The following is a 15,098-nucleotide window of genomic DNA, read 5'->3' on the forward strand; positions in this document are numbered from 1 at the left end:
AGGAGGACAATTATATGAAGATGACATTAAGATGGTTTGGGAGTAAGCATGATTCAGTTACTTTAAAGAATATAAGACAAATACCTAATGTAACTGGAGTTATAACAACTCTATATGATTATTTAGCAGGAGAAGTATGGCCTTTAGAGGATATTTTAAAATTAAAAGAAGAAGTTTGTGCAAGTGGATTAAAAATAGAGGGAATAGAGAGTGTAAATATTCATGACTCAATTAAAATAGGATTACCAGATAGGGAAAAATATATAGATAATTATATAAAAACATTAGAGAATCTAGGTAAAGCTGGAATTAATATGGTTTGTTATAATTTTATGCCTGTGTTTGATTGGACTCGTTCCAATTTAGCTAAAATAAGGGAAGATGGTTCCACTGTTTTATCATATGATCAGGATTTAATAGATAAAATTAATCCAGAAAAAATGTTCAAAGAAATAGACAATAATAGTAATGGTTTTATAATGCCTGGTTGGGAACCCGAGAGATTAGAACATGTAAAAGAATTATTTGAAAAATATAAAGATGTAGATAATGAAAAGTTATTTGAAAATCTTGTATACTTTTTAAATAGAATTCGTCCAGTATGTGAAAAATATAATATAATGATGGCTATTCACCCAGATGACCCAGCGTGGCCTGTATTTGGACTACCAAGAATTATAAATAACAAGGAAAATATATTAAGACTTTTAAATGCAGTTGATGCAAAATTTAATGGGCTTACTTTGTGTACAGGCTCCTTAGGTTCAAACCCTGATAATGATATATGCGATATAATTCGCTTAGCTAAGGGAAGAATTCATTTTGCTCATGTGCGTAATATAATACACCATAGTAAAGGAAAATTTGATGAGGCAGCTCATTTATCAAAGGATGGTTCACTAGATATGTATGAAATAATGAAAGCACTTTATGATATAGGGTTTGATGGTCCAATTCGTCCAGACCACGGTCGTGCTATTTGGGATGAGGTTTCAATGCCTGGATATGGATTGTACGATAGAGCATTAGGTGCCACTTATTTAAACGGATTAGAAGAGGCTATTTGTAAATCGAGAAAATAAATAAACTTTAGGTTTTTAAGGAAGTTTTACTAAAGACTTATAGAAGATGGTTGCATTAGAGCTTAATAGGTATTTGATAGATAAACTTAGATTTTATGTAAGGAGGAATAATACTTGAAACTTAGAGAAGAGGAATTAAAAAATACTAGGTTGTGGGAAGAAGCTGGTTTTGAATTACCTAAATTTAATAGAAACCAGATGATAAAAAACACTATAAAAAATCCTGAATGGATACATTTTGGAGGGGGAAATATTTTTAGAGCCTTTCCAGCAGCAGTTTGTCAAAAACTTTTAAATAAAGGAATATTAGATAAAGGAATAATAGTAGCTGAAGGTTATGATTATGAGATAATTGAAAAAAGCTATGAGAAATTTAATAATTTATTTGTATTGGTAACATTAAAAGGTGATGGCAGCTTAGAAAAAAAAGTAATAGGAAGTGTTGCTGAGGCATTGTGTGTAGATACAAATAATAAAGACCATTGGGAAAGACTAAAAGAAATTTTTAAAAGTAAAACTTTAAAAATGGCATCCTTTACTATTACAGAAAAGGGTTATAGTTTAAAAGATGAGAAAAATAATTTTTTAAAAGATGTAGAAAGTGATTTTTTAAAAAATCCAACTTCTGCAAAAAGTTATATGGGGAAAATTACAGCTCTATGTTATGAAAGATTTATTAAGGATAAATCACCATTAACTTTAGTAAGTATGGATAACTGTTCTCATAATGGAAGCAAATTAGAAAATGCTATCACTACTTTTGCAAAATTTTGGACAGATAATAAGTTGGTAGAAGAAGAATTTTTAACATATGTAAGGGAAAATATATCATATCCATGGACAATGATAGATAAAATTACCCCAAGACCTTCAAAATCTGTTATAGACATGCTAAACAGTATTGGATTTGAAGATACGAAGGTAGTTACTACCGCTAAAGATACGTATATAGCACCTTTTGTTAATGCTGAGGAACCACAGTATTTGGTTATTGAAGATAATTTTAAAAATGGAAGACTTCCTCTTGATAAAGGTGGAATTATTTTTACAGATAAGGAAACTGTAGATAAGGTTGAAAAGATGAAGGTTTGTACTTGTTTAAACCCTCTTCATACAGCATTGGCGGTATATGGCTGTTTACTTGGTTATAACAAAATATCAGATGAAATGAAGGATAAGGAGCTTGTATTATTAATAAAAAACATAGCATATAAAGAAGCATTACCTGTAGTTGTTAATCCAGGAATTATATCTCCAAATAATTTCATAGATGAGGTGTTAAAGGTAAGATTGCCTAATCCTTTTATGCCAGACACTCCTCAAAGAATTGCTTGCGATACTTCACAAAAGCTAGGCATACGTTTTGGAGAAACCATAAAGGCTTATATTGATAGTCCTAAACTAAATGTATTAGATTTAGTTTATATACCTCTTGTTATAGCAGGATGGTGTCGCTATCTAATGGCAGTAGATGATCAAGGAAATTCATTTAAGTTAAGTCCAGATCCACTTCTTATATCATTAAGTGAAATAATAGGTAAAATCAAAGTAAGGGATAACGATAGTATTCACAGTGCTTTATCTTTAATATTATGTAATAAATCAATATTTGGAGTAGATTTATATAAAATAGGCTTAGGAGAAAAAATTGAGTCTTATTTTAAAGAATTAATTGCTGAAAAAGGCGCAGTTAGAAAGACTTTAAGAAAATACTGCAAATAAAAAAAGATGACTCTTAATATTTTAGGAGTCATCTTTTTTATTACTCTTTTTATAAGATACACTGTACAGCATTATATAGTATTTATATCTCTTATTTTTATAGAAATACTATATATAATTTTATTATATTTAAATTTTATTATTTATAAAGATAAGATATATTTTTTATTTAAAAGATATATCTTTTCTTTTGCATTTATAGATAAATTACCATAGTAAAATTTATATATAGAGGATAAACTATATGTGGTAATTAAAGTGGGGATGGCTTATAATTGAAAATTATAATTTAAAACTTCTTTAGAAAGGAATTTATGTGTATGGATAGAATTATTATGCATGTTGATATGGATGCATTCTTTGCATCGGTGGAACAGATGGATAATAAAAAACTTAAAGGAAAACCTGTAATAGTAGGGGGAAGGGGAGACAGAGGAGTGGTAGCAACTGCATCCTATGAAGCAAGAGCATATGGGGTTCATTCCGCTATGCCTATTTTTATGGCTAAAAAAAGATGCCCATTAGGAATTTATCTACCTACAAGACATAAAAGGTATAAAGAAGTTTCAAATAGCATATTTAAGGTATTATTTAATGTTACTTCCTTAATTGAGCCTGTATCTATAGATGAAGCTTATTTAGATATTAGTCATATTAATGAAAAACCTCTTATGGTGGCAAAGTATATAAAAGATAAAATAAGAAAAGAAATAGGTCTTACTATATCTGTAGGAATTTCATATAATAAATTTTTGTCGAAACTTGCTTCGGATTGGAATAAGCCAAATGGCATAAAAATAATTACAGAGGATATGGTTCCAAGTATACTTATGCCCCTTTCTATAAGTAAGATTCACGGAGTAGGTAAAAAATCTGTTAAAAGACTTAATAATATAGGTGTTTTTACTGTGGAGGATATGTATAAATTATCCAAAGGGTTTTGTATGGAATACTTTGGTAAATTTGGATTAGAAATATATGAAAGAATAAGAGGAATAGATCGTAGAGAAGTGATAATCAGTAGAGAAAGAAAATCTATAGGTAAAGAGACTACTTTAAAAAAAGATATAATAAGTAAAGAGGAAATGAAGAAATATCTTCTAGAGTTTTCAAATATTATATCTAATAATTTATATAGAGAAGGGGTTTTGGCAAAGACGGTAACTGTAAAAATAAAAACTTCTAATTTTGAAATACATACAAGAAGTAAAACTATAAATAATTATATAAAGGATAAGAGGGAAATTTATAATATAGCTTGTGATATTTTAGATAGTATAGACTTTAAGGAAACTATAAGATTAATAGGTCTTACAGTATCAAATCTAGGTGAAAATAAAATTCAGCAATTAAGTTTTATTAAATGATCTATAAAATTTTAAAATTATTATAATTAAACTATTGATAGGTTAAGAAAATCAATAGTTTTTGTTTTTTTACCCATTTAATAAAAATCTTTCATGTTTGTAATTTAGAATAAATAACTTTAATTTTAATTCTTTTGGTTCATTTATTGTCAAATAATTGAATAGATAATATAAGTATTGACACTTTTAAAACTATATATTATTATATACTCATACCGGGAAGGGGTATATATAAAATAAATAAGTGAGAGGAGATAATATATGAAAGGTTCTTTAAAGTTATGGAAAAAATATGCATATATTGTTTTATTGATATTTATATTTGCTGGAATGTTTGATATGAGAATTGCGTTATTAGCAACTTTATGTATGATTGGACCATTAGTATTAGCTCTATTTGGAAAGGGTAGATTTTGGTGTGGAAATGTTTGTCCAAGGGGGTCCTTCTATGACAATATATTGGCAAAAATATCCCCCAAAAAGCAGGTTCCAAAATTTTTGAAATCTAATGTTTTTAGATTAGCGGTTATAATAGTTATGTTTTATATGTTTGGTACAGGTATTTATAAAAATTGGGGAAATGCATATGGTATAGGAATGGTATTTTATAGAATGATAGTTATTACAACTTTAGTTGGAATAGTATTAGGTGTGTTTATAAATGGTAGAACATGGTGTAGCTTTTGTCCTATGGGAAGTATAGCAGCCTTTATAACTTACTTTAAGAAAAATACAAAAACTTTAGCTGTATCGGACAGCTGTGTATCCTGTAAATTATGTGAAAAGAAATGCTCTATGGGAATAGTACCTTATGAATATAAAGGAAATGCTCTTGATAATCCGGACTGTATTCAGTGTGGACAATGTATTACAGTTTGTCCAAAAGATGCAATTAAATAAATAGAGGATTTGGCTTTAGATAAAAACTTATTTAAATTTAAAGTATTTAGTCTATATATTATAAGTTAATTAATATGCTAAATATAAATAGATTAATTTAAAGAAGATATAAAAAAATATAGTGCATATACCTCTAGGGGGATGTTCTTTGAACATACTAAAAGGTATATGCACTATAAAATTAGTGTGATGAAATATTTATGTGTCCATTATCACAATATATTCTTATAGGAAGTGTATTATTACCAATAGTTTTATCCACGGATTGCATAGGTTTATTTTCATGCTTTTCTATAGGTAAATCCAATGTCGTTTTTATATTTCCATAAGTTGTTTTTAATTGAAAATGTCCAGTTTGCTCTTTAGGAAGAGAAACTTTTATATCACCGTAATTAGATTTTAAAGTTAGATTTTTATCTAAAACTTTTGGGTTATTAAAGGTTATTTTACCATTAGCATTTGTTGCATCTACTTTTCCATATATATTATTCAATTCCATAGAGCCATAATCATTTGATCCATCAAATGAACCTGTAATGTCTCTTGCCACTAATTTTCCGTTTCTAGAGTTAGATATAACATTCCCTTTTATATTTTCTATAATGGTTTTTCCGTAGTGGTTTTCTGTTGTTAAATTCCCAGTAATATGGCTAACAGAGATACTTCCATTTTTATTTAAAACTTTTAAGCCCTTTGATAAATTATTTGCTTCTATGTCACCATATAAATTAACTACTTCAGTATAAATATTTTCCGGAATTTTAATATAAAGATTTAACTTAATATTATATAAATCGCTGTTAGAATTATCATAAATTTTGTTAGTTTTGATTTCGATAGTTTTATTCTCTGTAATATTTATTAAAGAATTTGATGCATCTTTTATAAAATTTTCCGTATTACTAAATAACTGAGCCTGAGTTGTTACTTCTATATTATTACTTGGTGACCTATCTATAAATATATTGGCTAATCTAGTGTCTACAATAATTTTGTTAGCATCTTTAGTTTGCACCGTATAATTTTTAGTAAAATTAGAGGTGTATTTATATTGAATGTTACGAAAGTCACGAAATTTTATACCATCCCTATTAAATTCTATTATGTTACTTGCTACAAATAAGGTGGCAGATAGAAAAAGTAAAATTAGAAACATAAATATGCTGGAGCCAGTTATTTTTAATTTTTCATTTTGTTTTCCAAAGTAAAAGTTACATATTAAAATTTCAATTCCAAGCCCTATTAGTATTAAAGGCCATAGCCTTATAAGTTTTCCGATTATAGTAAAATTGTATATATTACCAATTATAAATATAATTCCTAAAAAAATTAAAGTTAAGCCTAAGGTTATAGAACCAACTTTCCATTGACGCATTAGTCTATATCCTCCTTTTTACCAGGAAGCAAAAGTTTTTTATTTCCCATAAGAAGTTTAATACCAATTCCTATAAATATTAAAGATCCTATTATTGTTTTAATATATCTTTCTATTCTAAAATCCAAATAAATATCTAACATTGGAAATATAAAATTTTTTATTAGTGCAATTACTCCAATAGCTATAAAGATATATGCAATAAGTTTATTACTGTTTCCGTTATATGGTATTGTAAAGTTAAGGGATTCATCTGGGAAAGAACCTAGGTGTAAGACTTTCCTTACATCAAAAATACTGTAAAACCAAATTACTGGTATAAGCATACCAATTAGCGGAATATGAACCCAGTCACATATAGTTATTAAAAAAACAAAAGATAGCATGATTTGCAACCCTTTCTTTTGTAAACCAAGATACATATGACCTGCACCAGGCATTAAAGAAAATAAATAAGCCCAAAATTTTTTGTTTTGCATAGTATACAACTCCTTAAAAATTAATTTATCATTTACATATACTATACGTTACACTTCTTAATTTAAAACAAAGTAAATTATTAAGATTTTCTTAAAACTTATAAATTCTAACTCATATAAGTAGAATGCTTAATAAAGACACTGATCTTAAAGTTATGAAATGTTAGACTACTTATCATGGTAAACATAAAAAAGGGCTATGGTTTAGCATAATTTTTATGCTAAGCTATAGCCCTTGAAATATTTACTATGTGGGATCATACATTATCTCAAAATAGCCTTGAGGATGTTGACAAGCTGGACAAATTTTAGGGGCTTCTAATCCTTCATATATATATCCACAATTTCTGCATTTCCACTTTCTAGATGAATCTTCTTTATAAAGTTTGTCATTTTTTATTTTATCTAAGAGATCTAAATATCTTTTTTCATGGTGAGTTTCAATTTCTATAATTTTTCTAAACGCCATTTCTATTTCTGGAAAACCTTCTTGTTTAGCTATATCTGCAAAGGATGGATATAGTGTTCCCCACTCTTCTTTTTCTCCATCTGCAGCATATTTTAAATTTTCCTTTGTATTTCCATATCCAATAGGATATTCTGCATCAACTTTAATGTGTGCACTGCCCAATCCTTCTACTAAAAAATTGAAAAATACTTTAGCATGGGCTCTTTCATTATCTGCAGTTTCCATAAAAATTGAGGCTATATGTTTATGATTCTCTTTATCTGCAACTTTAGCATAATAAGTGTATCTATTTCTTGCTTGGGATTCTCCTGCGAAGGCTTTAGCCAAATTATCTGCAGTTTTTGTGCCTTTTAAACTCTTCATTATTGTTACCTCCTAGTCATAAATTAACTATTTAATATTTTATCCTTATTGTATGGATTTATTCGGAAATCATAATATATTTGATTTTATACTGTATTTTACATATAATGATTAATGCAGCATATTATTATGTGTTGTGGGTGGGAGAGGGATAAAAGGAAAAGGACGAAGGAGAATTGGAAAAAAAGTTTAAAAATTTATTTGATCTTAAAAAACACAATACTTCAGTAAAGGGAGAGATAATAGCAGGACTAACATCGTTTTTTGCTATTGTTTACATTATAGCTGTAAACTCATCAATATTATCAGATGCAGGCTTGCCTTTAGAAGGGGGAATAATTGCTACTGTGTTATCCTCATTTGTGGGATGTATAATAGTAGGCTTTTTTAGTAATGCCCCTCTTATTCTTGTACCAGGCATGGGAGTAAATGCACTTTTTTCATATACTATTGTAACCGCTATGGGATTGTCATGGCAGCAGGCTTTAGCTGCAGTTTTTATATCTGGAATTGTATTTTCTATAGTGGCATTTACAAAGCTTACAGAAATTTTAACAAAATCTATTCCAATGTCGTTAAAAGAGGCTATTACCGTTGGCATAGGAATTTTAATTGCATTTATAGGATTCCAAAAAAGCGGAATAATAATTGGAAGTGAAAAAACTTTTGTAGCATTAGGACATTTAAATAACAAAGAGGTATATATAACACTTTTAAATTTAATTATTACAATACTTCTTTTTATATTAAATATTCCAGGAAATTTTTTGATAAGTATGGTAGGTGGTACTTTTATTGCATATTTATGTGGTTTAGTTAATTTATCAAGTATTACTTTTTCAAATTTTTCACTATCAGGATATAAGGATGTTTTTTTTAGTATGGACTTTAGTAGTATTTCTACTATGAGTTTTTGGGTGGCAGTATTTTCTCTAACATTAGTGTTAGTATTTGAAAATATAGGGCTACTTCATGGTCATGTAAATGTTATGCTTAGGGAAGAAAAGAAGTTTAAATCTGCCTTTAGATCTTGTTCAATATCTGCAATAAGTTGTGGTGTTTTTGGTACTAGTCCTACAGTGGCTACTATAGAAACTGCGGCGGGAATTGCAGCTGGAGGAAAAACAGGATTAACTTCTATTGTTACAGGAATATTATTTTTACTGTCATTGTTTTTACTTCCATTTATAAAGATTATTCCAAATAGTGCAATCTCTCCAATATTAATTGTTATTGGAGGATTAATGATGAAAAACGCATTAAATATTGATTTCAATGATTTTTCAGAAGGTTTTCCGGCCTTTTTAATTATAATTATGATACCATTAACCTTTAGTATTGTAGATGGTATGGCTTTTGGATTTATTGCTTATCCTATTGTAAAACTGGGTAGCAAAAGACCAAAGGAAATTTCCAAGGCAATGTATATAATTTCTATTATATTTTTAGTTAATTTTATATTACATTCTTTATAAATAGGATTAATTTACATGAAATGGAGATAAAATTTAATATAATAAAATTATTATTTTAGATATTTATGCTATCAAATATTGTACATTATGGTATTTGATAGCCTTTTTAATTATAGTTTTTCAATTTATTAATAGTTTATTTCATGACTAGCTACTGTTATACCTCATTTTCCTATAGTTTTTTAGGTTACACTTTTAAATATAATATAGTGGGAAAGTTTTACTTTGTATATAATATAAAGTACTATATGAAAAGAAAAGTGTTATGATATAATTAATTAAAATAGAACATATTTGGGAGGAAAAAACATGCAGGAGATAGTACAATCTGTAGATAGATCTCTTTCTATATTAGAGGTGTTGTCTGACTATGAAAATGGACTTGGTATTACAGAAATAAGTGAGAAGGTAAACTTGCATAAAAGCACTGTACATAGATTACTTGCTACATTAATACATAAAGGATATGTAAAACAAGAAGAAAAAGCTAATAAATATAAGGTCACTTTAAAGTTATTTGAACTTGGTAATAAAAAAATACAGAAGATGGATATAACTACAGTGGCTAGGCCTTACCTAAAGGAGTTAGTACAAAAAACTAATGAAGTAGTACACTTAGTTGTAAGTGAGGGTACTGAAATTATTTATATAGGAAAAGAAGAATCCCAAAATACAATAAGAACTCATTCTAGAATAGGATATAGAAGACCTCTTTATTGTACTGCCGTAGGTAAATCTATTTTATCTTATATGGAAGATGAGAGAATTTTAGATATTTGGAATAAAAGTAAGGTGGAGAAGCTTACAGAACATACTATAACGGATTTAAAAGAATTTAAAAAACATATAAATGAAGTAAGAAAAAAAGGTTATGCTATAGATGAACAGGAAAATGAAATTGGAGTAAGATGTGTGGCATCCTCAGTATTTAATTATGAAGGTGAAGTATGTGGAGCTATAAGTATTTCAGGCTCTATAATTAGTTTTACTGAAGAAAAGTTAGGGGAGTTTTCTAAACTTGTAATTGAATATGCAGAAAAAATATCTAGTGAACTTGGCTACAGAAAGTAATGTAGCTAAGTTTTTTTTTATAAAAAAATATAATAGGAAGAACTATAAAGAATGACAAACATAATTAGAGGAGGAAGTTGATAATTTTTAAATTTAAAAGGATAATGTTTTGCTATATAAAACTTTATTTTGTATAATGAAATTAATAGTAGAAATTTAGGGGGAAAGTATATGATAGAGAAATTAAATACTTTAAAAAGAATTACTGATATAGGTGTAGTTGCAGTTGTTAGGGCGGATAATGCGGATATGGCTGAAAAAATATCTAGAGCTTGTATAAAAGGTGGCATACCAGCCATTGAGGTAACTTTTACAGTGCCAAATGCAGATAAGGTAATTACAACTTTAAAAGAAAAGTTTACAAGGGAAGAACTTATAGTAGGAGCAGGTACAGTATTAGATAGTGAAACAGCTAGAATTGCAATTCTTGCTGGAGCGGAGTATATAGTTAGTCCTGGATTTGATTTGGAAACTTGTAAAATTTGTAATAGATATCAGGTTCCATATATGGCAGGCTGTATGACTATAACAGAAATGATAAATGCTTTAGAAGCAGGAACAGATGTAATAAAATTATTCCCAGGTAGTGCATATGGACCAAGTATTGTAAAAGCAATAAAAGCACCCCTTCCACAAGTACCTATAATGCCAACAGGTGGAGTGGATATAAATAATGTAGCACAGTGGATAAAAAATGGTTGTGTTGCAGTTGGTGTTGGTGGCAAGCTTATTGAAGGAGCTAAAACAGGTGATTATGATAGTGTTTCTAATTTAGCTAAAGAATTTGTAAATAAAGTTAAAGAGGCAAGAGAGCGCTTAGTTTAGGAGGAAAAGTCATGAGTAAAAAAGTTGTAACTATGGGTGAATTAATGCTTAGATTATCTACACCAGAGCATAAAAGATTTGTGCAATCAGAGAGTTTTGATGCAGTTTATGGAGGTGCGGAGGCAAATGTAGCTATTTCTCTTTCTAATTTTGGACTAGATACATATTTTGTAAGTAAACTTCCCAAAAATCCAATAGGAGAAAGTGCTTTAAATTCTTTAAGAAAATTTGGAGTAAAAACTGATTATATTTCTAGAGGGGGGGATAGGCTAGGTATATATTTTTTTGAAAATGGTACCTCAATAAGACCTTCTAAAGTTGTATATGATAGAGCAAACTCCTCAATGGCCACAGCAGATCCAGAGGATTTTGACTTTGATAAAATATTTAAAGATGCAACTTGGTTTCACTTTTCAGGTATTACTCCTGCTTTAGGAGAAAAGGGAAGAATTATTGCACAAAAGGCTGTGGAGGCTGCGAAAAGAAATGGTGTAAAGATAAGTTTGGATTTAAACTATAGAAAGCAACTTTGGGATATAGAAGAGTTTGAAAAGGTTATGCCAGGATTGTTACAAGATGTAGATGTATGTTTTGGTTGGCTTAGTAGTTTAGAAGATACAAGAGGAGAGAACAGGATAGCGGATTTTGCAAGTAAGGAATTTTCTGTTAAAAGATTTAAGGATGTTTTTGGGAAAATGATTCATAAATTTAACATAAAATATGTTGTAACTACCATGAGGGAAAATTTTTCAGCTTCTCATAATGCTTTATCTGCAGTAATTTACAATGGAAAAGAAATTTACAAATCTAATAGGTATGACTTTTTTATAGAGGATAGAGTAGGTGGAGGAGATGCCTTTGCTGCGGGATTAATCTATGGACTAGCTAATGGCAAAGACTATAAAAAGTCTCTTGAGTTTGCAGTGGCATCTTCTGCGTTAAAACATACTATTAGTGGAGATTCAAATTTTGTAACAGTAGATGAGGTTATGGATGTTATGAATGGAAATATTTCTGGAAGTGTTAGGAGATAGTACAAGTGCAATGGATATTTTAAAGATATTCAACCACTATTACCTTCAATTGTATAAGAAAGTTTTTCTTTGAAGACAATAAAATTAATATACAGTATAATATATTATAAACAGAGCCTTAAGCTTTAGAAGGAGTATTTTAATTCCTCTAAAGCTTATAAAAGGTTATAAAGAGTTATGCTCCACTAAATATGGTGGGAGCGTTAGAGCTTTTAGTTATGGCATAAACAAATATTTACTAGAGGAGAAAAATATGAAGGTAAGAACAAGTGATATTGTATTTAAAGCTATTGAGGAAAAAATATTTAGTGGTGAGTGGAAACCTGGCGGAAAAATTACTTCGGAACCACAACTTGCAAAACAACTAAAGGTAAGTAGAATATCTGTTAGAGAGGCTATAGAAAAGATGGTGGCACTAAATATATTAATAAAAAGGCAGGGGGAGGGAACCTTTGTAAGTGAGATTTCAACCTCTACATATTTAAATAAGCTTATACCTATACTTACTTTAGATAATTATGATTATATAGAAATCTTAGAATTAAGACTGGTTATGGATGTTGAAAGTGCTAAAATATGTGCTAGAAGATGTAATGATGATGTACTTGAAGGCTTAGATATATTATACAATGAAATGATTAAATATAGAGAAGATATAAATAAGTTTACACAAAAAGATTTAGAATTTCATATGAAAATAGCGGAAGGTACAGAAAACTCATTAATTATAAAAATAAATGAGATGTTAAAAGATATACTTGATTATCACCAAAGGGCTTTATACCATATATTAGGACCAAATGGAGGTATAAAGGAGCATAAACTTATACTTGATGCACTAAAAAATAGAGATGCTGAGTTGGCTGGAATATTTGTAAGAAGGCATATAGAAAGAACTATAAAAGATTTAAAGCTTATGGAATGTAATAAATAATATTATAAATTAAAACCATTTATGCAATTTGTATAAATGGTTTTTCACTTTATGAAACTTAATTCCACAAAGTGAACAAATTCTATTGACAAGGAAAGGATTTCAAATTAAAATATAATTGTAATACAAGTAGGTTGAAAAAATATATTTTTTTATAAAAATAACTAAAAAATCTAGAAAAACATAAAAAAAGTATAAAAATATGTCATACAGGTGTCTAGAGAGGATGATTTACAAATGCTAATAAGTCAAGAAATAAGGGCAAAAGCACCGGAAATGGATTCTTTAAGACTAGGTTCAGGATGGAAAGTGGAAGAGCTTTCAAAACCTCAAATAATTATAGAAAGTAGTTTTGGACATAGTCATCCAGGAAGTGCCCACTTAGATAAATTAGTTGAAGAAGCTTTTAAGGGAGTAAATATTAATGGAGGAAGAGCAGCTAAATTTTTTGTAACGGATATTTGTGACGGACAAGCACAAGGACATGATGGAATGAATTATTCTTTAGCCTCAAGAGAATTTATGGCTAATATGATAGAAACACATGTAGAAGCAACTCCATATGACGCAGGAGTATTTATAACAAGTTGTGACAAATCAATACCAGCACATCTTATGGCTTTAGCTAGACTTAATATGCCATCTGTAGTAGTTCCAGGAGGAATAATGGATGCAGGTCCCAATATGTTAACTTTAGAACAGATAGGTGCATATAGTGCTCAGTTTGAAAGAGGAGAAATTTCAGAAGAAGAGTATACTAATGCAAAGCATAATGCTTGTCCTAGTTGCGGGGCATGTTCTTTTATGGGAACAGCATCCACGATGCAAGTTATGGCAGAAGCTTTAGGAGTTACATTACCGGGAACAGCCCTTATGCCTGCCACATCAGTAAATATTAGGGAGGCAGCAAAAAATGCAGGGAAACATGCTATTAAGCTAGTCAAAATGGGAATTAAACCTTCAGAAATTATGACTAAAAAAGCTTTTGAAAATGCCATAATGGTACATGCCGCTATAGCAGGGTCAAGTAATAGTCTACTTCATATACCTGCAATTGCTCATGAGCTTGGAATAGAAATCGAAGCAGAACTATTTGATGAAATTCACAGAAAAATTCCTTACATATTAAATATAAGACCAAGTGGATACTATCCAGGATCATATTTTTGGTATGCCGGTGGAGTACCAGCTGTAATGGAGGAGATTAAAGAGTTTTTACATTTAGACGTTTTAACTGTTACAGGAAAAACATTAAAAGATAATTTAGAGGATTTAAAGAAAAGTAATTATTATGAGACTTGTAATGAGTATCTAAAAGCTTTAGGTGTTAAGAAGGAAGATATAATAAAGTCTAAAGATAATCCAATAAAGGCTCAAGGTGCAATGGCTATTTTAAAGGGAAATTTAGCTCCTGAGGGGGCTGTGGTAAAACATTCAGCTATATCTGAAAAATTAATGGACGTAGTTTTAAAAGCTAAAACTTTTAATTGTGAAGAAGATTGTTTAAAGGCTATTTTAACAAAAGAAGTTAAGCCTGGTGATGCAGTGTTTATAAGATATGAGGGACCAAAGGGCTCTGGTATGCCAGAAATGTTTTATACAACAGAAGCAATAGCTTCAGATCCTGAGTTGGTTGAGTCTATAGCCCTTATAACAGATGGCAGATATTCAGGAGCAACAAGAGGACCAGCAATAGGACATGTTTCACCTGAGGCTTTTGAGGGAGGCCCAATAGCTTTAGTTGAAGATAAAGATCTTATAAAAATAAATATAAAAGAAAGATTGCTTTCAATAATTGGAGTTAAGGGTGAAGAAAAAACAAAGGAAGAAATAGAGGAAATATTAAAGAAAAGAAAATTAAAGTGGAAAAAACCAGCAGCAAGATATACTAAAGGTGCTTTAGGAGTTTATACAAAGCTTGCAGTATCACCAATGAAGGGAGGATATATGGAGTAATACTCCATATATTCTTTTAAAAATATTTAAAACTTAATAATATGAT

Annotated in this window: 13 protein-coding genes; 10 read left to right on the top strand and 3 right to left on the bottom strand. The window is 29.4% G+C overall.

Annotated features, from left to right (window positions below; genetic code table 11):
* The first annotated feature begins 14 nt into the window (after positions 1–14).
* From uxuA to EJL03_RS08600, 4 genes are all read left to right on the top strand, one after another.
* Entirely contained in the window at positions 15–1,082 is a 1,068-nt protein-coding gene (uxuA, locus tag EJL03_RS08585; protein WP_125153553.1) for a mannonate dehydratase, read from the top strand.
* 114 nt (positions 1,083–1,196) lie between these two features.
* A complete protein-coding gene (locus EJL03_RS08590; RefSeq protein ID WP_125153554.1) occupies positions 1,197–2,804 on the top strand; it encodes a mannitol dehydrogenase family protein in 1,608 nt (535 codons plus the stop codon).
* A gap of 320 nt (positions 2,805–3,124) precedes the next feature.
* Positions 3,125–4,171 (top strand): DNA polymerase IV, encoded by a 1,047-nt coding sequence (locus EJL03_RS08595; protein ID WP_125153555.1) that lies wholly within the window; start codon positions 3,125–3,127, stop codon positions 4,169–4,171.
* Between the two features lie 261 nt (positions 4,172–4,432).
* A complete protein-coding gene (locus EJL03_RS08600) occupies positions 4,433–5,071 on the top strand; it encodes a 4Fe-4S binding protein (RefSeq protein WP_125153556.1) in 639 nt (212 codons plus the stop codon).
* A 181-nt stretch (positions 5,072–5,252) separates the two neighbouring features.
* Here the strand turns inward: EJL03_RS08600 and EJL03_RS08605 are convergent, their stop codons facing one another.
* From EJL03_RS08605 to rbr, 3 genes are all read right to left on the bottom strand, one after another.
* Positions 5,253–6,446, bottom strand: a complete 1,194-nt coding sequence (locus EJL03_RS08605) for a DUF4097 family beta strand repeat-containing protein (RefSeq protein ID WP_125153557.1) — start codon at positions 6,444–6,446, stop codon at positions 5,253–5,255.
* Positions 6,446–6,925, bottom strand: a complete 480-nt coding sequence (locus EJL03_RS08610) for a hypothetical protein (RefSeq protein ID WP_125153558.1) — start codon at positions 6,923–6,925, stop codon at positions 6,446–6,448. Before EJL03_RS08610 ends, EJL03_RS08605 begins: the two co-directional genes overlap by 1 nt.
* A 247-nt stretch (positions 6,926–7,172) precedes the next feature.
* A complete protein-coding gene (rbr, locus tag EJL03_RS08615; protein ID WP_125153559.1) occupies positions 7,173–7,757 on the bottom strand; it encodes a rubrerythrin in 585 nt (194 codons plus the stop codon).
* A 176-nt stretch (positions 7,758–7,933) separates the two neighbouring features.
* On the opposite strand from rbr, the gene EJL03_RS08620 reads away from it, so the two are divergent.
* The 6 genes from EJL03_RS08620 to ilvD all read left to right on the top strand — a co-directional run bounded on the left by EJL03_RS08620 (position 7,934) and on the right by ilvD (position 15,052).
* Positions 7,934–9,232: an NCS2 family permease gene (locus EJL03_RS08620; RefSeq protein ID WP_125153560.1), complete on the top strand. Its 1,299-nt coding sequence runs from the start codon at positions 7,934–7,936 to the stop codon at positions 9,230–9,232.
* A 309-nt stretch (positions 9,233–9,541) separates the two neighbouring features.
* Positions 9,542–10,303 carry an IclR family transcriptional regulator gene (locus EJL03_RS08625; protein WP_125153561.1) on the top strand — a complete coding sequence of 254 codons (762 nt, stop codon included), beginning with the start codon at positions 9,542–9,544 and terminating at the stop codon, positions 10,301–10,303.
* 171 nt (positions 10,304–10,474) lie between these two features.
* Positions 10,475–11,128, top strand: coding sequence for a bifunctional 2-keto-4-hydroxyglutarate aldolase/2-keto-3-deoxy-6-phosphogluconate aldolase (locus EJL03_RS08630; RefSeq protein ID WP_125153562.1), 654 nt, complete (start codon positions 10,475–10,477; stop codon positions 11,126–11,128).
* Between the two features lie 11 nt (positions 11,129–11,139).
* Positions 11,140–12,162: a sugar kinase gene (locus EJL03_RS08635; RefSeq protein ID WP_125153563.1), complete on the top strand. Its 1,023-nt coding sequence runs from the start codon at positions 11,140–11,142 to the stop codon at positions 12,160–12,162.
* 253 nt (positions 12,163–12,415) lie between these two features.
* A complete protein-coding gene (locus tag EJL03_RS08640; protein ID WP_125153564.1) occupies positions 12,416–13,096 on the top strand; it encodes a FadR/GntR family transcriptional regulator in 681 nt (226 codons plus the stop codon).
* A 237-nt stretch (positions 13,097–13,333) separates the two neighbouring features.
* On the top strand, positions 13,334–15,052 hold the full coding sequence (gene ilvD / locus EJL03_RS08645; protein ID WP_125153565.1) for a dihydroxy-acid dehydratase: 1,719 nt from the start codon (positions 13,334–13,336) through the stop codon (positions 15,050–15,052).
* Positions 15,053–15,098 lie beyond the last annotated feature (46 nt).

This window comes from Clostridium rectalis (genome assembly GCF_900626095.1).
GTDB lineage: Bacteria > Bacillota > Clostridia > Clostridiales > Clostridiaceae > Clostridium_AS > Clostridium_AS rectalis.